The 20,153-nt window shown below is 49.1% G+C and carries 17 protein-coding genes and 1 other RNA gene; 2 read left to right on the top strand and 16 right to left on the bottom strand.

Annotation, left to right across the window (positions count from 1 at the left end; all coding sequences use genetic code 11):
- Together alaS and PMI05_RS04260 are read right to left on the bottom strand one after the other, a co-directional pair.
- On the bottom strand, positions 1-2,584 hold a 2,584-nt coding region (gene alaS / locus PMI05_RS04265; RefSeq protein ID WP_007717621.1), incomplete at its 3' end, for an alanine--tRNA ligase.
- A gap of 313 nt (positions 2,585-2,897) precedes the next feature.
- Positions 2,898-3,962: an AI-2E family transporter gene (locus PMI05_RS04260; protein ID WP_007717620.1), complete on the bottom strand. Its 1,065-nt coding sequence runs from the start codon at positions 3,960-3,962 to the stop codon at positions 2,898-2,900.
- A gap of 380 nt (positions 3,963-4,342) precedes the next feature.
- Here PMI05_RS04260 and PMI05_RS04255 point away from each other — a divergent pair, with 380 nt between their 5' ends.
- Positions 4,343-5,029 (top strand): TerC family protein, encoded by a 687-nt coding sequence (locus PMI05_RS04255; protein ID WP_007717619.1) that lies wholly within the window; start codon positions 4,343-4,345, stop codon positions 5,027-5,029.
- Positions 5,030-5,145: 116 nt separating this feature from the next.
- On the opposite strand, the gene PMI05_RS04250 is transcribed toward PMI05_RS04255, so the two are convergent.
- From PMI05_RS04250 to cymR, 7 genes are all read right to left on the bottom strand, one after another.
- A complete protein-coding gene (locus tag PMI05_RS04250; protein WP_228088569.1) occupies positions 5,146-5,340 on the bottom strand; it encodes a hypothetical protein in 195 nt (64 codons plus the stop codon).
- Between the two features lie 27 nt (positions 5,341-5,367).
- A complete protein-coding gene (locus tag PMI05_RS04245; protein WP_007717618.1) occupies positions 5,368-5,574 on the bottom strand; it encodes a hypothetical protein in 207 nt (68 codons plus the stop codon).
- A 34-nt stretch (positions 5,575-5,608) separates the two neighbouring features.
- Positions 5,609-6,088: a PRC-barrel domain-containing protein gene (locus tag PMI05_RS04240; protein WP_007717616.1), complete on the bottom strand. Its 480-nt coding sequence runs from the start codon at positions 6,086-6,088 to the stop codon at positions 5,609-5,611.
- A 74-nt stretch (positions 6,089-6,162) separates the two neighbouring features.
- The gene (locus tag PMI05_RS04235) at positions 6,163-8,424 is read right to left on the bottom strand and encodes an ATP-dependent RecD-like DNA helicase (RefSeq protein WP_007717614.1); all 2,262 of its coding nucleotides are present in this window, start codon (positions 8,422-8,424) and stop codon (positions 6,163-6,165) included.
- A gap of 80 nt (positions 8,425-8,504) precedes the next feature.
- Positions 8,505-10,169, bottom strand: a complete 1,665-nt coding sequence (locus PMI05_RS04230; protein WP_007717612.1) for a methyl-accepting chemotaxis protein — start codon at positions 10,167-10,169, stop codon at positions 8,505-8,507.
- Positions 10,170-10,338: 169 nt separating this feature from the next.
- On the bottom strand, positions 10,339-11,484 hold the full coding sequence (locus PMI05_RS04225; RefSeq protein ID WP_007717610.1) for a cysteine desulfurase family protein: 1,146 nt from the start codon (positions 11,482-11,484) through the stop codon (positions 10,339-10,341).
- A gap of 27 nt (positions 11,485-11,511) precedes the next feature.
- Positions 11,512-11,931: a cysteine metabolism transcriptional regulator CymR gene (gene cymR, locus PMI05_RS04220; RefSeq protein ID WP_007717608.1), complete on the bottom strand. Its 420-nt coding sequence runs from the start codon at positions 11,929-11,931 to the stop codon at positions 11,512-11,514.
- Positions 11,932-12,028: 97 nt separating this feature from the next.
- On the opposite strand from cymR, the gene PMI05_RS30970 reads away from it, so the two are divergent.
- Positions 12,029-12,202 (top strand): hypothetical protein, encoded by a 174-nt coding sequence (locus tag PMI05_RS30970; protein ID WP_007717607.1) that lies wholly within the window; start codon positions 12,029-12,031, stop codon positions 12,200-12,202.
- A 16-nt stretch (positions 12,203-12,218) separates the two neighbouring features.
- Here the strand turns inward: PMI05_RS30970 and PMI05_RS04215 are convergent, their stop codons facing one another.
- The 7 genes from PMI05_RS04215 to PMI05_RS30965 form a co-directional block, all read right to left on the bottom strand.
- Entirely contained in the window at positions 12,219-13,577 is a 1,359-nt protein-coding gene (locus PMI05_RS04215) for a replication-associated recombination protein A (protein ID WP_007717604.1), read from the bottom strand.
- Positions 13,578-13,583: 6 nt separating this feature from the next.
- The gene (locus PMI05_RS04210) at positions 13,584-14,339 is read right to left on the bottom strand and encodes a ThiF family adenylyltransferase (RefSeq protein ID WP_007717600.1); all 756 of its coding nucleotides are present in this window, start codon (positions 14,337-14,339) and stop codon (positions 13,584-13,586) included.
- Positions 14,340-14,432: 93 nt separating this feature from the next.
- Positions 14,433-14,614, bottom strand: a non-coding RNA gene (ssrS, locus tag PMI05_RS29775) — 6S RNA.
- 50 nt (positions 14,615-14,664) lie between these two features.
- Positions 14,665-16,455: an aspartate--tRNA ligase gene (gene aspS, locus PMI05_RS04205; protein WP_007717595.1), complete on the bottom strand. Its 1,791-nt coding sequence runs from the start codon at positions 16,453-16,455 to the stop codon at positions 14,665-14,667.
- A gap of 24 nt (positions 16,456-16,479) precedes the next feature.
- A complete protein-coding gene (gene hisS / locus PMI05_RS04200) occupies positions 16,480-17,754 on the bottom strand; it encodes a histidine--tRNA ligase (protein ID WP_007717594.1) in 1,275 nt (424 codons plus the stop codon).
- Positions 17,755-18,245: 491 nt separating this feature from the next.
- Positions 18,246-19,769 carry a coproporphyrinogen III oxidase gene (locus PMI05_RS04195; RefSeq protein ID WP_007717592.1) on the bottom strand — a complete coding sequence of 508 codons (1,524 nt, stop codon included), beginning with the start codon at positions 19,767-19,769 and terminating at the stop codon, positions 18,246-18,248.
- 107 nt (positions 19,770-19,876) lie between these two features.
- Positions 19,877-20,047, bottom strand: a complete 171-nt coding sequence (locus tag PMI05_RS30965; protein WP_016739239.1) for a hypothetical protein — start codon at positions 20,045-20,047, stop codon at positions 19,877-19,879.
- Between the last annotated feature and the right edge of the window lie 106 nt (positions 20,048-20,153).

Below are 20,153 nucleotides of genomic sequence, written 5' to 3'. Positions count from 1 at the left end.
ATGGATCCTTACCACCGGCTTGTGCCATATCAGGACGTCCACCACCGCCGCCACCGCAACGAGTTGCGACTTCTTTGATGATCTTGCCAGCGTGAATGCCTTGATCCATGAGATCTTTGGTTACACCTGCAACGAGGTTCACCTTGTCGCCATCGACCGCACCCAACACAATGACAGCAGAGCCGAGTTTGTTTTTCAGCTCATCTACCATACCGCGCAGGTTGTCCATATCGACAGCGGAAACACGTGCAGCGAGTACATTCATGCCGTCTACTTGTTGGAGTTTATCCGTCAACGACGCTGCCTCGATGTTCCCCAGTTTTGCACGCAGGGACTCGTTTTCGCGCTGTACTTCTTTCAATTGTTGTTGCAGACCTTCTACACGTGCAGGTGCTTCAGCCAGTACTGGTGCTTTGAGTGCTTGCGCCACTTCTTTGAGCGTAGTGAACTGCTGGTTCAAGAACTGGTAAGCGCCGCGTCCTGTTACTGCTTCGATCCGGCGTGTACCTGCACCGATACCGCTCTCGCTAACCAGCTTGAACAGACCGATTTCAGCGGTATTGTTCACATGGCATCCGCCGCACAGCTCCAAGCTGTACTCGCCCACTTTTACAACGCGTACAACGTCACCGTATTTTTCACCGAACAACGCCATCGCGCCCATCGCTTTTGCTTCAGCCAATGCTTTGTTGGAAATCTCGACACTCAGGTTTGCCCACACTTTTTCATTCACGATCGCTTCGATACGCTCCAGCTCTTCTGGAGTAATGGAGCTAATGTGAGTGAAGTCAAAACGGAGACGCTCTGGTGCTACCAAGGAACCTGCCTGATTGACATGCGTTCCTAGGACATCCTTGAGTGCTTGATGAAGCAAGTGAGTCGCTGTATGGTTTTGGGTGATAGCCAGACGTGCTTCACGGTTCACTTCCGCGCGAACCTCATCGCCTTTGCGCAGGGTACCCGCTTCGACGATGACGGAATGTACATTTTGACCCATTGGTCCTTTTTGTACATCTGTCACACGTGCTTTCACGATATCAGAAATCAGGAAACCTTCGTCATTGATCTGACCGCCGCTTTCTGCATAGAAAGGAGTTTGGCTCAGAACGATTTGTACGGTTTGACCTTCTTCTGCTTCTTCTACCAGCTGGTTGTCCAAAATAATCGTTTCAACTTTACCTGTTGCTACCAATTCAGTATAACCAACAAATTGGCTCGTAACCGTCAAATCAGACAATGGACCACCTTGGATTTGCATGCTGTCTACATCTTGACGTGCTGCACGTGCACGCTCACGCTGTTCTTCCATCGCTTGATCAAAGCCATCGCGATCGACAGTCAGCCCTTGTTCGTCTGCGAAGTCTTCCGTCAAGTCAACAGGGAATCCATACGTATCGTACATTTTGAAGACATCTTGACCAGACAGTTGTGTCTTTCCGGCCTCTTTTGCTGCCTTCACCATGTCAGACAGGATCGCCAGACCGTCGTTCAGTGTCTCGTGGAAACGCTCTTCCTCGGCACGAATAACTTTTTCGATAAACCCACGCTTTTGGACAACCTCTGGGTAGAATTCGCCCATCATCGTGCCTACTGTCTCAGTCAAGCTGTACAGGAATGGCTTCTCCACGCCCAGCTTTTTCCCCATACGTACCGCACGGCGAAGCAGACGTCGAATGACATAGCCACGTCCTTCATTGGATGGAAGCGCACCGTCACCGATCGCAAACACAACCGTACGTGCATGGTCAGCGATTACCTTCAATGCTACATCCATCTCAGGGCTTGTTTTATACTTCACACCGGAGATTTCCGTTGTCTTTTCGATCAGCGGGAACAGCAAGTCTGTCTCAAAGTTGTTGTCTACGCCTTGGATGACAGACGCCATGCGCTCAAGACCCATCCCCGTATCGATGTTCTTCTTAGGCAGCGGCGTGTAAGTACCGTCTGGATTGTGGTTGAACTGGGAGAATACCAGGTTCCATACTTCCAGGTAACGCTCGTTCTCCCCACCTGGGTATAGCTCAGGGTCGCTCGGGTCGTTTCCGAACGCTTCTCCACGGTCATAGAAAATCTCCGTGTTCGGTCCGCTCGGGCCTTCTCCGATATCCCAGAAGTTGCCCTCCAGTCGGATGATTCGCTCTTCTGGAACACCTATTTTCTTGCTCCACAGCTCAAATGCTTCTTCGTCCTCTGGGTGAATGGTAACGGAAAGCAATTCTGGATCAAAGCCCATCCATTTTGGGCTCGTCAAAAACTCCCATGCCCATTCAATCGCTTCTTCCTTGAAGTACTCACCGATAGAGAAGTTACCCAACATTTCAAAAAAGGTATGGTGGCGAGCAGTACGTCCCACATTTTCAATATCGTTCGTACGGATAGACTTTTGCGAGTTCGTAATGCGCGGGTTGTCCGGGATGATTCGGCCGTCAAAATATTTCTTGAGAGTCGCCACACCACTATTGATCCACAGAAGGGAAGGATCGTCGATTGGAACCAATGGAGCGCTAGGCTCAATGCGATGTCCTTTTTCTACAAAAAAGTCGAGGAACATCTGGCGGATTTGATTGCCTGTCAGTTTCTTCATCTACATTCTCCTCATCTAAAAATAAAAAAAGTCCCCATCCCCTCAGGGACGAGAACTGATTTTCTCGCGGTACCACCCTGCTTACAGGCTCGCTACACGTATCTGAGCCAAGGCCTGTCGCTTAAGTGGCGTCTAACGGTGCCAAGCCGCCGGGTTTTGCCCGGTCTTAGGAGTAGCCTTCTGCTGCTCTTCTTTTGGTCGCCCTCTCAACCATGGAGCGCCCTCTCTGTAAAAGGTCTGCAACATACTCGTTCCCTCATTGATTTCACATAAATCACTTTGTCCATATTATAAATATTTTACCTGATCACTGTCAACTTTCATGCATCATGACAGCGATTCGGCTGACGATCACTTTGCAAACGGCAAGAATAGGGACAGCAACGATAAGCCCGATGATCCCCCCTACAGTCTCCCCTACCAGCAGTGCCAAGATAATGAGAAGCGGGTGCAAATGCAAAGAACGCCCAACGATGTTTGGGGACAAAATGTTCCCTTCCACGATTTGAATGATGAGATTGACAACGAGAACGAGTAGGAGTGTCTTGGTGGAAATCGTAATCGCGATCACAACTGCCGGTGCCGCCCCAATCAATGGTCCGATGTACGGAATGATGTTGGTGAGACATACGAATGCAGCCAATACAAAAGGATACGGCATGCCGATCCACCAGTAGCCCAAGTATGCGAAAACGCCTACGATCAGGGCGACAGTCATTTGCCCATGTATGTATTTACCCAAGGATTCATTAATATCCCGCAGGACGATCAGCACTTGCTTCCGATAAGCCTTTGGAACAATCGACATCCCCGTCTCATGCAATTGCTTCATATCCTTCAAAAAGTAAAAAGCGATAAACGGCACGATAGCAAAAGCAAACAATTTTCCCATCGAATGCCTAGCATTATCCACAATTTTCGATACGGAATGAGACATTCCCTCATTCGACTGGATGATCACCCGGTCCACACCCTTCGAGATGCTATCCGGCAAGAAATACTTTCGTGCCTCCCACTCACTCATCCATGTATAATACCAATCCATCAGGCGGGGAATATCGTCTGACAGCTCCACCAATTGTTTCGTAAAAACAGGGATGGCGTTAATGATCGCAATAGTAATTACCAGTACAAATGATCCATAAATGAGCAGGACTGCCATTAAGCGCGGAACTCTTCTTTGTTCTAGCAATTGCACGACCGGATGGAGCAAGTAAGCGATGACGAGTCCCAATATGACGGGAACGAGCACTTCTTTTAAGAGCGAAAACAACTGTGTCAGGACTGGTCGGAGCAGCCAAAGCAGATTGCCGATGACCAAAAGTGCGATGAGCCAAACAGCAGCAGCAAATAGTCGACTTCGCCGAAGTTCATCCACGTTCCCCCAACTCCTCCCTATTTGCATACATCTTTTTTAGCTTGTCTCATTCACATTAATTTCATGTAACCTATTGACACACAATTTCGTGTTCAGTAGTATGTAATTACAAGAGGATATCTCCAAAGGGGAGTAGCTTTTTCGCAACATAGTCGTCATTACGGGATTTTTCCCCGGCTATGTTGGCAACATTTTCGTAAATGTTGTAAGCAAGACCTTTGCCGACCAGGTAAAAGGTCTATTTTTGTTTTTTCAATGACCTTTTCCTGTCCCGGGAAAGGTCGTTTTCTTTTTCGCCCCTTTACACACACTATAGGAGGTATCAAGAAAACGGCCAGCGGATTATTCGCTTCCAAAATGGATTAGGAGGAGGAAGAGAAATGGATTTATTGTTAAGCCCTGAGTTTTGGACCGCATTACTTTCTATCGTTATCATCGACCTGGTGCTGGCCGGGGACAATGCCCTCGTCATCGGGATGGCTGCTCGTAACCTGCCTGCTCATCAGCAAAAGAAAGCTATCATCTGGGGAACGGTTGGTGCAATTGTCATTCGTGCATTGGCGACACTCGCTGTCGTTTGGTTACTGAAAATTCCTGGTCTGCTGCTTGTAGGTGGTTTGATACTCATTTGGATCGCCCTCAAGTTGCTGATTCAAGATAATGGTCATGAGAATATGAAGGCAAGTGGATCACTTGGAGCAGCGATTTGGACGATTATCGTAGCCGACACAGTAATGGGCTTGGATAACGTTATCGCGGTTGCTGGTGCAGCACATGGTGATTTCCTTCTGGTAGTTATCGGTTTGATCATCAGTGTTCCGATCATGGTATGGGGTAGCACATTGATCTTGAAGCTGATCGAGAAATATCCGATCGTTATCTATATCGGTTCTGCCGTATTGGCGTATACCGCTGCGAGCATGGTAACAAGCGAGAAGTTCCTCACACCATTCTTTGCCGCTTACCCTTGGGTCAAATGGGTATTCATCGTAGCTGTTGTGGTTGGTGTCCTGTTGATCGGACGCATGAAAAGCCAACAGCAAAAACGTTTGGCAGAACAATCTTAATGCAAAGCAAGGCTCCGTCGTTTCCGCGACGGAGCTTTTTCATGTATGTCGAAAAAAAAGCACCCGAACACAGTGTATGTTCGGGTGTTTATTTACGTTCCACTTCACATTTTGTGTTACCGAGTAACGGCACGCATCAGCTTGCGACCTGATTTCCACATACGCGTCACATCACGCATGGAGAAGGGCAACTGATTCCAATTCAATGAAAACCGACTGCGACGTCGCGGAGCCATCCAATAGCCAATGATCGCCACAATTCCGCTTGTGGCCAGAACCCGCAACAGGCCTCGAATGAACAAGCGTGCCACCTCCATTGGTTTTGCCGCTCAAATCCACTACATATTCAAGTGAGCGGTTACTGTCTGATCCTCAATAAACAGATCGTTGAGCGAATGCAAAGATCCATCTTCCTCAACTTGGTAGACAGAAGCAATCTGCTCATTGGAAACGCTCATTTCTATAAAGCAGTTCCAGCAATAGTATTGATTGGTTCCAATCTTTCCTACGTCTTTGGAACTGCAATTCGGGCATATGACACGCATCACGCTTTTCCTCCCTTTCACGCCTGGCCACGAACTAGTCCGGCACGATCAGGTTTTCTTCCCCGATGATAACGGATGCTGGTGCAGGGAGGCGCTTTCGCCCTTCCGTAATATCTGCAAGCCAGCCATTCGATAGTTCGTACCCTACAAGTTTCTCCCAGTTGGCTGAAAAGTAAACATCTTCCAGCCTCCCCAAACACTCTCCGGATGCGGTTATCACCGCTTTTCCTTTTAACTTCGTCTTTCCCGTCACAATGCCGACAGGCTCTAGTCCGGCGAGATTAGGTAAGGGCGTGATCGCGTCTTTTCCCGATACGGTAAGGCAGGACTCCCCGACCGCATGAATATGTTCGGTAGGAATATAGGTACCTGATTGGAACCAGCCCTGTTCGCTCAGCAAGACTCCTCGTACATGCCAAGTGGAGTCGCAAAGAATGTCACGCACGGTTCCAATCGTCTCCCCTGTTTGTAGGCAAACAACTGGCAATCCGACTGCATCCATTGCCTTGCGCATGTGGGACATCCCCCTTCCGCCTTGTTAGTATCAGGCGAAATGGACACATCCATTCGGCGCAAATGGTTCCAACTTCACTCTTGCTTTAGCCGTTCTTCCAGGTAACTGTACCGTACCCCCTCCTCATCAGACTCTACAGCAGCGCGGAACGCATCCGGCTCTCCACACATGATGAGGAATGATTTGCTCCGGGTAATCCCGGTATAGACTAGCTTGCGTCTAAGCATACGGTAGTAGCTTTTGACAAACGGCATGATCACAATCGGAAATTCGCTGCCTTGAGACTTATGAACCGAGCAGCAGTAGGCAAGCGTCAGCTGATGATAATCCGAACGCTTGTACACCACTTCCCTGTTATCAAAAGCAGCGACCAGCATCTCCTGGTTCTCCGCATTTTCATTCGGGAAAAAGATGGCGACGATCTCACCCATGTCACCGTTAAACACCTGTTCTTCAGCATTGTTCACCAATTGCAGAACCTTGTCCCCAGTACGGAAAGTCGTCTCTCCGAAAGTAACTTCACGCTTTTGCGGTGTTTTCGGATTAAACAGCTCCTGCAATTCTTCATTCAACCGGTTCACACCGGCATTACCTTTATAGATAGGGGCTAATACCTGAACATCTTTTGCCGTATATCCTTTTTTTACGGCTCCGAAGCAAATTTGTTTCACTGCTTCCGGAACTTCTTGTGGCAAACTTGTGAAGAATCGCCGATCCGGGGTGGTGTGAAGCAAATCTGCCGGTACATTCCCCTTGCGTACGTCATGGGCCAACCGAATAATAGTGGACTCTTCTGCTTGCCGATAAATTTCTGTCAGCTGTACCAACGGTAGCAATCCAGATCGAATCATATCCAACAGGACGTTGCCGGGTCCTACGGAAGGCAACTGGTCAGGGTCACCTACCATGATGATCTGCATATCGTCTGGGACCGCACGAAACAGTTGATTTGCGAGCCAGATATCGACCATGGACATTTCATCCACAATTAATAGCCGGCCACGGATTGGGTGCTCCGCGTCATGCTCGAAGCTCTCCCCTTTGTAACCGAGCAAGCGATGGATGGTCATCGCTGGTAGACCCGTAGTCTCTGTCATGCGTTTTGCTGCACGTCCAGTAGGAGCCACAAGAACAATCGGGAACGGATTTTCTTCGCTGTATTTTTTCAAGTCCAGAGATAATCCATGAAGCTGAGAAAAGACACGACAAATCCCACGAATGACTGTCGTTTTCCCCGTACCAGGTCCCCCTGTCAAAAGCATCAGACCTGCTTTGATCGCCTGTTCAATGGCATCACGCTGCGTCTGGGCATACGTAATCCCCAACTCATCCTCAACCGCCCCTAAGGCACGGTAAAACTCTGATGTCGGGAACGTACCGAATTCATCCCGCTCAGCGAAGTGACGCAGTCTTTTGGCAAGACCGAGCTCGGCAAAAAACAGCGAGGGCAAATACACCCTCTCATCTTCCCAGGCAATTTTGCTCGACACAAACAGGGCTTCCACTGCCAGTTGAATATCGTCTCCAGAAAAGACGTGCCCCCCGCACTCTTCGAGAAGGCCCAGCGTTTTTTCACAAAGCTCCTCCACAGGCAAATAAACATGTCCTTCTGAATACGAAGCCTCCTGCAAGACAAAGAGGGCCGCCGCCTTCACACGTTCTTCTGAGGAAGCAGAGATTCCTGTTGCTCGCGCAATGTCATCTGCCCGCTTAAAGCCGATTCCTACGACATCCTCAATCAACCGATAAGGCTCTTCCTTCAGCACTGTCATCGTTTCCAGCTTGTAGGTCTGATAAATACGCAGCGCCATGTTCACACCAATGCCGAAGTCGTACAAGAAAACCATGGCACTTTCCAAGGAACGATGCTCGACTACCGAATCATAGATCGTTTTGGCACGTTGTTCAGAAATGCCTGGTACCTCAGCCAATCGCTCCGGGAAGTCCGCAATAATTGACAGCGCATCTACCCCGAGCTGCTCGACAATTCGTTTGGCCATCTTCTTTCCAATCCCTTGAAATAAGCCACTGGCTAAGTAGCGCTCAACCCCGGCCAATGTTTTCGGCGTTTCACGTTCATAGCGCTTTGCTACGTACTGCTGTCCAAAACGAGGGTGTGTCTTCCATTCACCGTAAAAGGTGTACAGCTCATCTGGATGCGGGCGAGGAAAATTACCGACAATAATGACCTCCGATTCTTTAATCGATTCGGTAGTCTCTTCTATCTTAAGACGGATAACTCCGTACCACGTTTCTTCCTTGTAAAAAATTTCTTGAGAAACAAATCCTCTAATAAAGTTTTCTGCAAACAGCGAGATTGACTGCTGCTCGTCCATCTAAACGCCTCCTTACATAAAAACCGTTCCAGAAAGGAAAAATCCACTTCTCTTGAAAGTGGATTTCTCATATGCTCGTCTTAAATTGTAAATCGTTTTACTTGTTCTGACAACTGCTCGGCCATTTTCGCAAGTGTTTCTGATGCTGCCGTCATTTCCTCAGACGTTGCTGTCTGTTCTTCAGACGCTGCTGCCACTTCCTGCGTATCTCTGGACGCTGTTTCCGCAAGACTAGCTATTCTTTCGGAGTGACTCACCAATTGAACTGTATCGCGATGAATCGCTTGGGCTGCATCGTTCATCCGATGTACTTGCTGGCCGACGTCTTGAACGGCCACCAATATTTGCTGGAAGCTGTCTCCTGCCTGCGCTACTCCTTCGCGTCCATCCTGTATAGCGACTGCAGTCGTTCCCATTTCCGATACAGCCGCGAGAATATCTGTATGGATCGTATGAATCAAGCCTGCGATCTCTTCGGCAGCCTCACCTGATTGCTCAGCCAGCTTCCGTACCTCTTGGGCCACAACTGCAAAGCCACGTCCCTGTTCCCCCGCCCGTGCAGCCTCGATGGCTGCATTCAAAGCCAATAGATTCGTCTGGTTGGATATTTGACGAATGATCGTGATGATTCCGATGATTTGCTCGGATTGAGAGCCAAGCTCGCGGATAACCTGCTCCGTTCGACGGGCATGATCCGTGATTTGATCCATTTCTTGTACGAGCTCGTGCAGCTTGCCCTCCCCAACCTGTGCCAATCGATTCGCGTCTGTCGCGTCAGCATTTACTTGAGAGGTCGAGGCCGCAATGAGTTGGATATCTCCTCCGATGCGAGACAAAAAGCGTACTGTATCCGTCACGGTTTGTTTTTGTTGTTCGGAACCTGTAGCGATTTCCGAAGAAGCCATGGAAATCTGTTCGGAAGCACGGGCACTTTCTGTCGCACTCGCTGTTAATTCTTCCGAAGCTGCCGCGACCTGTTGAGCTACTCGCTGCACCTCGTTGACCATGCTGCGAAATACCCCCATCATCTCGTTGTACATCGACGATAATTCCCCGAGCTCATCCCGGGAACGTACAGTCACATGCGAGGTCAAATCTCCTGTCTCTGCACGCTTCATTGCCGATACCAGCTCTTTTAGCGGTCGTACCAGCTTGTTGACAATAAAAATACCTGTGACGAGCGCTAAGGTAGCACTCACCAGGTTGAGGAGAAACATCATCGGACGACTGCTCTCAATCGTCGTCAGCAAATCATTCTCGTAGCTGCCAATGGCTAAAATCCAACCGTTTGGCAGCTGCTTATACGCCGCCACTTTGGTAGAGCCTCCAAATTCATATTCAATCCAGCCGTTTTTTTGAGCGAGCATGACTTGCGTGAATTCTTCATTCGCCAAAGAGGTATTCTCGACTTTTGGGTCTGGATGAAAGATGGCAATTCCACTTGTATCCAAGATATAAGCGTAGCCAACCATACCATTTGGCTTGTAGTAGTGTTCGGCCACTTCGCGTGTTAGTTCGTTAATTTTCTGTCTGTTTCCCTCACTAATCGTTGTATCTTGAGCGTAAACAGCTAGCTCGCGTGCCTTCATTTCCGTTATGTATTGCAAGTCAGATACAGCCAGCTTGTATAGCGCGCTGCGTGCATTTTCAAATTGGATATAACCGACGACCATTAATGGAAGCATGGTTAAGATGAGTATCGTAAATACCAGTTTGTAGCGAATAGAGTAGCGTCTGGCCAACATGAAAGTCCTCTCCTTATCGGATGGTCCGAGTTGTATAGTTCTTCAGGATTAGTACTACAGTATTATTTTACCATCCTCTACCACAATTCACCACCAAACTCCAATAAGAAACCGCTTTTGCTCAAACGAAAAAACCGCTTGGCTTCATCCAAACGGCTTTCATCCTTCGTTATTCACGTACCAATCGCTTTACAATCGCAGCAATCGCTGTAGCAGCCTGCTTTGCCTCTTCCACCGTATTCGTAATCCCAAAACTGAAACGAATAGCTGAATGAGCAATCTTCTCGTCCACATGCATCGCTATTAGCACGTGTGACAGCTCTAATGATCCGGATGTACAAGCTGAGCCACTCGCTGCTGCAATCTTGGCGATATCCAGATTCATCAGCATGGTTTCTGTATGAACACCCGGGAAGGACACATTTAAAATATGCGGCAATGCCTGCTCGCTATGTCCATTCAGGCAGTACGTAATTCCTGCTTCCTGCCAGACTGCGATCATCTCTGCTTTCATCTGCGCATATTTTTCAACCCGCTTGGCCATTTCCTCGCCAGCGACCTTTGTTGCTTCGGCAAACCCAACAATCCCGGCCAGGTTTTCCGTTCCCGCTCTGCGTTTGCGTTCTTGTGAACCGCCGTGCAAAATCGGGGAAAACGGAACCTTACGCGCTAAATACAAAGCTCCGACTCCTTTTGGACCATTAATTTTATGGGCGGATACCGAGAGCATATCAACAGGCAGCTCCCGTGCATGGATAGGAAGTACACCAAAAGCTTGCACAGCATCCGTATGAAAAACAATTCCTTTTTCACGCAGGAAGGTACCGATTTCCTCGATTGGCTGGATCGTTCCTACTTCGTTGTTCCCATACATAATGGACACCAGTACCGTATCCGGGCGCACCGCTTGTTTCAGATCATCCACGCGGACCATACCTGCCTGGTCAACAGGCAAGTACGTCACTTCAAATCCTGCCTGCTCCAAAAATTCACAAGCATGCAAGACTGCATGGTGCTCGATTTGCGAAGTAATGACGTGACGACCACGTTCGCGCTGTGCCATTGCAGCGCCGATGATTGCCATATTGTCCGCTTCTGTCCCGCCACTCGTAAAGATGAGTGATTGCGGATCAGCATCCATAAAGACGGCAATCGTGTCTCTCGCATGCTCCAACGCTTTTCGCGCTTCGCGACCTGCACCATGGACACTAGATGGATTCCCGTATACTTGAGTCAAATAGGGAGTCATAGCAGCAACTACCCGCGGATGTACAGGCGTAGTAGCTGCATGGTCAAAATACATTAGATCTGACACTGCTGTCACCTTCTACCAACTTATATTCTAGATATAAAACATATAATTATCGCCAGGACCATCGTCTTCAAAGCTGATTAAGTCCTGAAGGGATGTCGAATCCAGAACAGCAGAAATACTATCCCGAATACGCAGCCATAAAAAACGCTTAGCCGGATCTTCTTCCTCTGCAAATTCCACAGGGCTGATCGGTCCTTCCAGCACGCGGATCACATCGCCAGCAGAAATCTCATCCGGCTGCTTTGCCAGAACGTATCCGCCATATGCGCCACGAATGCTTTTTACCAAACCCGCGTTACGCAGAGGTGCAATCAATTGCTCCAAATAATGCTCGGACAAATCGTGTTTTTGGGCGATGCTCCGCAGTGAAGTCGGCCCTTCTCCGCAACGGTTGGCCAATTCCATCATGATCGTCAGCCCGTAACGTCCTTTCGTCGAAATCTTCACGTTAACAACTCTCCTCTTTGTATCGGTAATACGCGCCCGTCCCCTACATGTCCTCAGTATCGTGGGACACACTAACATCTTAGGGGGTGATATGCAGATGACAACGAACAAACGCTCGGAACGAGGTCGCAACCACCCGTCCGACACCTTGTACGAACAACCCGCAGGCACGATTGCTCACAAAGCCCGTTACGGTGCGAGTGAGCAGAGCAAACAACCGAATGAAAACGGTGATTTGCCCAATAAACCAGGCGGAAATGTCCGCACGTAAATGTTAGCTCCCCCTATTATTCGGGGGAGTTTTTCCTTGGCAATCCACGTCCATCCATCTTCTGTCTTTCTTCCTGGAAGCGGCGAATGTGACGCTCATAGCCGTGGTCCTTTGGCTGGTAGAACGAGTAGTTTACACCGTCAGGCAGATACTGTTGAGGTACATACCCATATGGATAGTTATGCGGATACAGATATCCCTGACCGTGTCCCAGCTTCGCAGCTCCCTTGTAAGCAGAATCTCGCAGATGAATCGGTACTTGCTTGTGACCATCCGTTCGGATACGATCCAACGCAGAATTAATTCCGTTGTAAGCGGCATTGCTTTTGGGGGCGGTTGCCAGGTACGTCGTCGCTTGTGCTAAAGGGATACGCCCTTCAGGCATTCCCACCAATTCTACCGCCTGAAAGCAGGACATCGCAACTGTGATCGCTTGCGGGTCAGCATTTCCGATGTCCTCTGAAGCCGAAATGACCAAACGGCGTGAAATGAACCGCGGATCTTCTCCGGCATCGATCATTCTCGCTAGCCAATAAAGAGCTGCGTCCGGATCAGAACCACGAATAGATTTAATAAAAGCGGAGATCGTGTCATAATGGTTGTCCCCACTCTTATCGTAACGTACAGCCCTGCGCTGAATGGATTCTACGGCGACGTCCAACGTCACGGTAATTCGCCCATCCGCTCCTGGTTGCGTCGTTGTCACTGCCAGCTCCAATGCGTTTAGCAAACGTCTGGCATCCCCTTCCGCGTATTGAATCAAATGCTCTGCCGCTTCCGGTTCTACAGAAACAAATAGCTCCGCCAATCCGTTTTCTTCATCAGTAAGTGCCCGATCCATGACCTGCTTCAATTCCTCATGAGAAAGCGATTGAAGGGAAAACACTTGTGAACGCGACAAAAGCGCCGGATTCACCTCGAAAAAAGGATTCTCCGTCGTAGCGCCAATCAAAATGATCGTTCCTTCCTCTACATAAGGAAGAAGGGCGTCCTGTTGCGATTTGTTGAATCGATGAATCTCGTCTACGAACAACGTTGTCCGCTGACTGTCCATGACGAGCCGCTCCTTTGCCGCATCCACGACTTTGCGGATGTCAGCGACACCAGCCGTAACGGCATTTAACTCGGAGAAATGCGTGCGTGTGGTTCGGGCAATGACTTTTGCCAGCGTTGTTTTCCCTGTACCTGGAGGTCCGTAAAAAATGACAGAGGATACTTGATCTGCTTCAATCGCGCGTCGGAGCAGCATTCCAGGAGCCAAAATATGCGATTGCCCGATTACATCCTGAATCGATTGTGGCCGCATCCGTGCAGCCAATGGCTTCTGTTTGCCGCCACCCTGCTGGTCGTAGGCAAACGTGAATAAATCATCCATGTTCCACTATCCTTTTACAGGCTGCCACTCCAAAATATCTCTTGCCACTACACTGGCCAAAATTAAACCAGCCACAGACGGCACGAAAGCATTACTTGCTGGAGGCATCCGCACTTTGCTAATCGGTGAATTCGGGTTGGAAACGATCTGTTCGCGTACATCTACACGTACGGTTACGGGAATCTCACGGGAATATACAACTTTTACCCCTTTGTAGATACCGCTTTTCCGCAACTCACGACGAATGACCTTTGCAATCGGATCATAACTCGTTTGGGAAATATCGGCAACCTCAAAACGGGTCGGGTCCATTTTGTTGGCCGCACCCATGCTAGAAATAATAGGGATATTGCGACGCTTCGCTTCTTTAATTACATGGAGCTTCGCGGACATGGTATCCATGGCATCCACGATGTAATCCAGTTCATGCTCAAACAGCTCATGCGCTGTTTCTTCATTGTAGAACATATTGAGTGTTACGACCTCGCACTCCGGATTGATCGTCGCAATACGCTCCCTCATAAGCTCAGCCTTTTTTTGACCGACTGTGTTCAGCGTCGCATGAATTTGGCGGTTGATGTTCGTAATGTCTACTACATCCTTATCTACCAAAATGAGCTTGCCTACACCAGTTCGCGCGAGTGCCTCTACTGTAAAGGAACCGACTCCACCAATTCCTAATACAGCAACGCGGCTATTTTTCATTTTTTCCAAACCTTCGGGACCGAAGGCCAATTCACAACGAGAAAATTGATGAAGCATATTTCGTGTCACCTTTCATTCGCAAGCGAGATTATTGGGGTAGTTTCACACTTACTTATAGTCAATCGGAAAAGTAGGATTGAAGTAGAAAAAAGGAGCCCCATTATGTCGTGTTACTCCTTAGTTTTGAACCTGCTCATCGCAGGTGGGTGTCTTGCCGAACTGTTACAGACGTCCACTCTAAGGAGGCATGCCTTTACAATCACGGACGAAAAACTCCCTAAACAAACTTTGTGGCTCAAAACTATCGGATGTCACGAGCATCGCAGGGCTTTCATCATAGTATTACCAATGTATCAAAGAGCAATGCAGTTGCGCAAGTCGATTACGCTTCCACCTTTTCTTCTTCTGTGACAATTGTTGCAATGGACAGCTCTTTCAATTGTTTTTCGTCTACTACATCTGGAGCATTTACCATCAGGTCGCTCGCACTTGCTGTTTTCGGGAATGCGATGACTTCACGCAGGTTAGTGCGGCCAGCCAAAAGCATGATCAGACGGTCCAAGCCAAGAGCGATTCCACCGTGTGGAGGTGTACCGTATTCGAATGCATCCATGAGGAAGCCGAATTGTTTACGCGCCTCTTCTAGTGTAAAGCCAAGTGTGGTAAACATTTTTTCTTGCACGTCGCGCTTGAAGATCCGCATGGAACCTCCGCCGAGCTCGTATCCGTTGAGAACCATGTCGTACGCTTGTGCGCGCATTTGACCTGGATCAGTGTCGAACAGGTGCAGGTCTTCGTCTTTTGGACGTGTGAATGGATGGTGCAGGGCAACGTAACGTTTTGCATCCTCATCCCACTCAACCAGCGGGAAGTCTACTACCCAGAGGAATGCAAACTGGCTTTGGTCAATCAGACCGAGTTCAGCACCCAGCTTGGAACGAAGAGCACCCAGTGCATCTGCTACTACTTTTGGTTTGTCAGCAACGAACAGGAGCAAGTCGCCTTCTTCTACCGCCAAGCGTGCTTTCATCTCGTTAAGTTCTTCTTCTTTAAAGAACTTCGCAATTGGTCCTTTGACTTCGCCGTCTTTGAAGCCGATCCAAGCCAAGCCTTTCGCGCCATAACGGGAAGCGAATTTGCCCAGGTCGTCTGCTTCTTTTCGGGAGTAGTGTCCGCAACCTTTTGCGTTGATCGCTTTTACTTGTCCGCCGCCAGCTACAGCTGCTGCAAACACCTTGAAGTCACTTGTCGCAACCAGATCAGATACGTCTGTCAGCTCCATGCCGAAACGTACGTCTGGTTTGTCAGAACCGTAACGCGCCATTGCATCCGCATACGTGAGACGAGGGAATGGAGTCGGTACGTCTACGCCAACCGTTTGCTTGAATACGTGAGCGACCATCTTTTCCATCATTGGCAGGATTTCTTCCATAGACAGGAAAGAGGTTTCAATGTCCACTTGAGTAAATTCAGGCTGACGGTCAGCACGCAGGTCTTCGTCACGGAAGCAACGAGCGATTTGGTAATAGCGCTCCAAACCGGATACCATCAAAAGCTGTTTGAACAGCTGTGGCGATTGCGGCAGTGCGTAGAACTCGCCTGGATGTACACGGGAAGGCACGAGGTAGTCACGTGCGCCCTCAGGAGTGCTCTTTTGGAGAATTGGTGTCTCAACTTCCACGAAGTTGTTCTCATCCAGGTAGTCACGGAATGCTTTCGCTGCTTTGCTGCGCAAAATCAGGGAGCGCTGCATTTCAGGACGGCGCAAGTCCAAGTAGCGGTATTTTAGACGAACTTGTTCATCTACATCGATCTCGTCTTCAATCAGGAACGGAGGCGTTTTTGCATCGTTCAAGATTTCGATTTCAGAGATGTGCACTTCTACTTCGCCGGTTTTCAGCTTCGGATTGATTGCTTCTGGTGCACGGTTTACAACTTTCCCTTTTACAACCAGTACGTATTCGCTGCGAACCTTGTCAGCCGCTTCCCAAGCTTCTTTGTTGTACTCTGGGTTGAATACAATTTGGACGATGCCAGTGCGGTCACGGAAGTCAATGAAGATGACGCCTCCGAGGTCGCGACGCTTTTGTACCCATCCGTTCAGTACGACTTCTTGCCCAACGTGTGCTGTTGTTACTTCTCCACCATGTACGGTGCGATATTGCCAAGACATGATCATTTCCCCCAACAATTTGTTTTATGGATTTACTTTTGCAGCGAGTACCGAAACGAGTTCCTCGCGTTTCACTTCTTGTTGCTCGCCTGTCGCCATTTCTTTTAGAACAACCGTGCCATTCGCTAATTCAGACTCACCGATGATCGCCGTAAAACGAGCCTGTAGACGATCTGCTTGCTTCAGCTGTGCTTTCATTTTCCGATCCAGATAATCCAGCTCAGCCGCAATCCCTGCTTGGCGCAGTTGGTCGACGAGTACGAAAGCTGTTGTTTTCGCTTCTGGTGTCTGCACCACTACGAAGCAGTCGATGCCACCCGAGATCGGTAGTTGAACCCCTTGCTTTTCCAGAGCCAACAGCAGACGCTCGATACTGAGTGCGAAGCCGATGCCTGGCATATCGTCGCCGCCCAGCTCTGCAACCAGTCCGTTGTAGCGCCCACCGCCACAAAGCGTTTCTACCGCACCGATCTCTGCCATTTTGATTTCAAATGCGGTCAGCGTGTAGTAGTCCAAGCCGCGAACCAGACGCGGATTCACATGAAACGGAATATCCAGCGCGGTCAAATAGTTTTGTACGGCTTCGAAATGAGCCGCTGATTCTTCGCTCAAGTAGTCCAAAATGGACGGAGCGTCCATCGTCAGTGTTTTGCATTTTTCATTTTTGCAATCGAGCACGCGCAGCGGATTGCGATCAATACGAGATTGGCAATCCTCGCACAGCTCGGAGCGAACACCGTTCAAATGTGCGAGCAAATGCTCACGGTGACGCGCCCGGTCTTCTACCGTACCTACGCTGTTCAATTCCACAGAAAGTCCAGTCAATCCGAGCTCCTGATACAGACGAATCGCAAGGCCAATGACTTCTGCATCGATCGCTGGATCGCTTGAACCGATCGCTTCTGCACCGAATTGGACGAATTGGCGATAGCGGCCTGCTTGCGGACGCTCGTGACGGAACATCGGTCCCAGGTAGTACAGCTTGGTAGGCTGATTAGGCACACCGTACAGCTTGTTTTCCACGTAGGAACGAACAACACCCGCTGTCCCTTCTGGACGCAGCGTGAGAGCATCCGTACTGCGCAGATTGGCTACACTGTACATTTCTTTTTCCACGATGTCAGTCGTCTCGCCAACACCCCGTTGGAACAACTCTGTGCTCTCAAACAGCGGCGTGCGAATTTCCGCGTAATTGGAGCGGCGACACAGATCGCGGGCCTTGGCCTCCACGTAGTGCCACAGCTCTACAGTACCAGGCATGATATCCTGCGTACCGCGTGGGATCTGGATTCTTGTCATTCCTCTCGAACCTCCATGTCTTTTCAAAAACTCGGGCTAAAGCCAAACCTTCAGGATCAAGGAACCTTTTATTTATGACCAAATAAAAAAGTCCCTCGTCTCCTGACATTTAGCAAATCGCCGCATGTCAGGGACGAGAGACTGGTTATACTCCCGTGGTGCCACCCTGTTTGAATAGCCCTACATGACAAAAGGCTATCCCACTTATTAGCCGTTAACGCCGGCACACGCCTGCCAGTTACTGGGGAAAGAGATTTCTTTCAGCCGTTCACTGCGGTCTTCAGGGATGTCATTCACCAAGCCGTTATACGAAAGCACTCTCAGCCACGGCGCTTTCTCTCTGGGTATCCGGTTCCTAGATACTTGTTCCCGTCATCAGATCATTTCTTATTCAATAAAAAAGCTTAATGTGAATCATAGCAAACCCGCCAACAGCCGTCAACAGGCGCTCAAATAAAACTTTTTTTATTAATAACAAGTATATCCATCGCTTACTTGCCAGATACCTGTCCAGCCGTTCTCGCGCCCGAATAGATTTCATCCAAATCACGGAGCTTGTTCTCAACCAGAACCTTGTACGTGTCATTGTACGTTTTCGGGTCCTTCGGATTCGGAAAGCGTGTCAGCTTTCCGCTTCCAGGAGCCATCAGCTTGGATACTGCACCACATCCGAGACCCAGGATGGTTTGTACCTCTTCCATGATCATGATGTTGTAGATGCTTTCCTGCCCTGGCTTGGCATATCCGACATTCTCCAGATTTCCCAAAATGTTTTTCTGACGATACAAATAGTACGGGTCATAGCCGTTCGCCGCTGTCCACTCGGAGGCCATCTCCATCATTTTGCTGATCTCATCCCGACTGGCGACCTTGTAGCGGTCTTTGTTTTGCGTCATTTCTGATGCTCTTTTGAAAGACAGCGTATGCACCGTCAGTGATGCGGGCATCAGCTTTTCTACCTCTTGGAGGCTGTGCGCCAGCTCGGCTACGCCTTCGTTTGGCAACCCGATAATCAGGTCCATATTAATATTAGTCAAGCCCATCTCCATAGCCAGATGGTATTTCTCAATCGTCTCTTCGACGGTGTGATGACGTCCGATTGCCTGGAGCGTCTCCTGCGTGAACGACTGTGGATTAATGCTGATCCGATCGACTTCCCACTGCTTCATCACATCAAGCTTTTCGCGTGTGATCGTGTCGGGTCTTCCCGCCTCAACCGTCAACTCACGCACATCTCCCATGTGTGGAAAAGAGCGATGCATCGTCTCAAACAGCTGGTTCATATCATCTGCGGTAATACTCGTTGGGGTTCCGCCACCGAAGTAAATGGACGTGATCCGTTGGTCATTCGCACGAAGCCACTCTCCCATCCGCTCCATCTCGTAATGGAGACCTTCGAGAAACGGATTAACCGAAGCCGTATGACTGCGAATCGCGTAAGCAGGAAACGTACAGTACGCACACTTCGTCGGACAGAATGGGATGCCAATATACACAGACAGTTCCCGATCAATTTGATACAAGTCAGGCACGACATAGAGCTGCTTGTCTACGATTTCTTGCAAAAGCTTTAGCTTGTATGGACGCAAAATCACATCCTGCTGCAATCTCTTGTGTGCTTCCTGTCTGTCTACACCAGCGGCGTTCAACTGATGCAGCAGTTTCGTCGGGCGTATCCCGGTCAAAATACCCCAGCCTTGCTCCATGCCCGTGTATTCTTCCAGCATCAATAACAGCGCATAGCAAAGAGCTTGCTTGGTCGTCTTTTTCATCGCTTTTTCATCACGTGCTACGTAGTCTCGCTCCACCTGATGGGAAATGCTTCGTTTGCCATCGTATAGCTCTCCTGAAGCTACGACTCCATTTTCATGCACGGTCAATGCCAGCTTGATTTTCAAATCAGCCTCACCTGTCCACTCGGGCACAAAAGTGAGCGCTGGATCTTCATAAAATAACGCGAGAATTAAGGAGAGTTCCCGCTCGAATGCGTGTCCCTCACATATGATCTGTATCATGGAGTTCACCTGCTTTTTTCAAAAATGCCACTCCTCATCATAGCCGACGAGAATTACTCGGGTCAACTAGACAAGTTGTGGCATCGTGTGCAAGGTGGCAAAAACGGTTATGTCCGTTTTTGCCGAGGATGTTGGATATCCCGCAAGCCTGGATGAAAATCTTGGGCCATTTCCGCATTTTGTAGTGACGTTTCTTTCTCCAAATCGTCTTGAAAATCAACAGACAAAAACTGCCGATTCAATCCTTGCGCGAATGTTTCCTTCTTTGATTGTCTCACGATGAATTCCTCCTGAAAGGCTGCGTGCACTAGCATCTAGTAAAATCTAGTATTGCCTTGCCTGCCAAAAAGCAATCAAGGAACCCATGCAGAACTTTGTCGTATT

The organism is Brevibacillus sp. BC25 (assembly GCF_000282075.1).
Classification (GTDB): Bacteria; Bacillota; Bacilli; order Brevibacillales; family Brevibacillaceae; genus Brevibacillus.
Note: the sequence above shows the minus strand (reverse complement) of the source record. Positions and strands in the feature narration are given on the sequence as shown.

Excerpts from the sequence above, each read along its gene's own strand:
- PMI05_RS04255 (WP_007717619.1), top strand. The coding sequence starts at position 4,343 with ATGGATTTATTGTTAAGCCCTGAGTTTTGGACCGCATTACTTTCTATC.
- PMI05_RS04245 (WP_007717618.1), bottom strand. The coding sequence starts at position 5,574 with ATGCGTGTCATATGCCCGAATTGCAGTTCCAAAGACGTAGGAAAGATT.
- PMI05_RS04240 (WP_007717616.1), bottom strand. The coding sequence starts at position 6,088 with ATGCGCAAGGCAATGGATGCAGTCGGATTGCCAGTTGTTTGCCTACAA.
- PMI05_RS04235 (WP_007717614.1), bottom strand. The coding sequence starts at position 8,424 with ATGGACGAGCAGCAGTCAATCTCGCTGTTTGCAGAAAACTTTATTAGA.
- PMI05_RS04230 (WP_007717612.1), bottom strand. The coding sequence starts at position 10,169 with ATGTTGGCCAGACGCTACTCTATTCGCTACAAACTGGTATTTACGATA.
- PMI05_RS30970 (WP_007717607.1), top strand. The coding sequence starts at position 12,029 with ATGACAACGAACAAACGCTCGGAACGAGGTCGCAACCACCCGTCCGAC.
- PMI05_RS04215 (WP_007717604.1), bottom strand. The coding sequence starts at position 13,577 with ATGGATGATTTATTCACGTTTGCCTACGACCAGCAGGGTGGCGGCAAA.
- PMI05_RS04210 (WP_007717600.1), bottom strand. The coding sequence starts at position 14,339 with ATGCTTCATCAATTTTCTCGTTGTGAATTGGCCTTCGGTCCCGAAGGT.
- aspS (WP_007717595.1), bottom strand. The coding sequence starts at position 16,455 with ATGTCTTGGCAATATCGCACCGTACATGGTGGAGAAGTAACAACAGCA.
- hisS (WP_007717594.1), bottom strand. The coding sequence starts at position 17,754 with ATGACAAGAATCCAGATCCCACGCGGTACGCAGGATATCATGCCTGGT.
- PMI05_RS04195 (WP_007717592.1), bottom strand. The coding sequence starts at position 19,769 with ATGATACAGATCATATGTGAGGGACACGCATTCGAGCGGGAACTCTCC.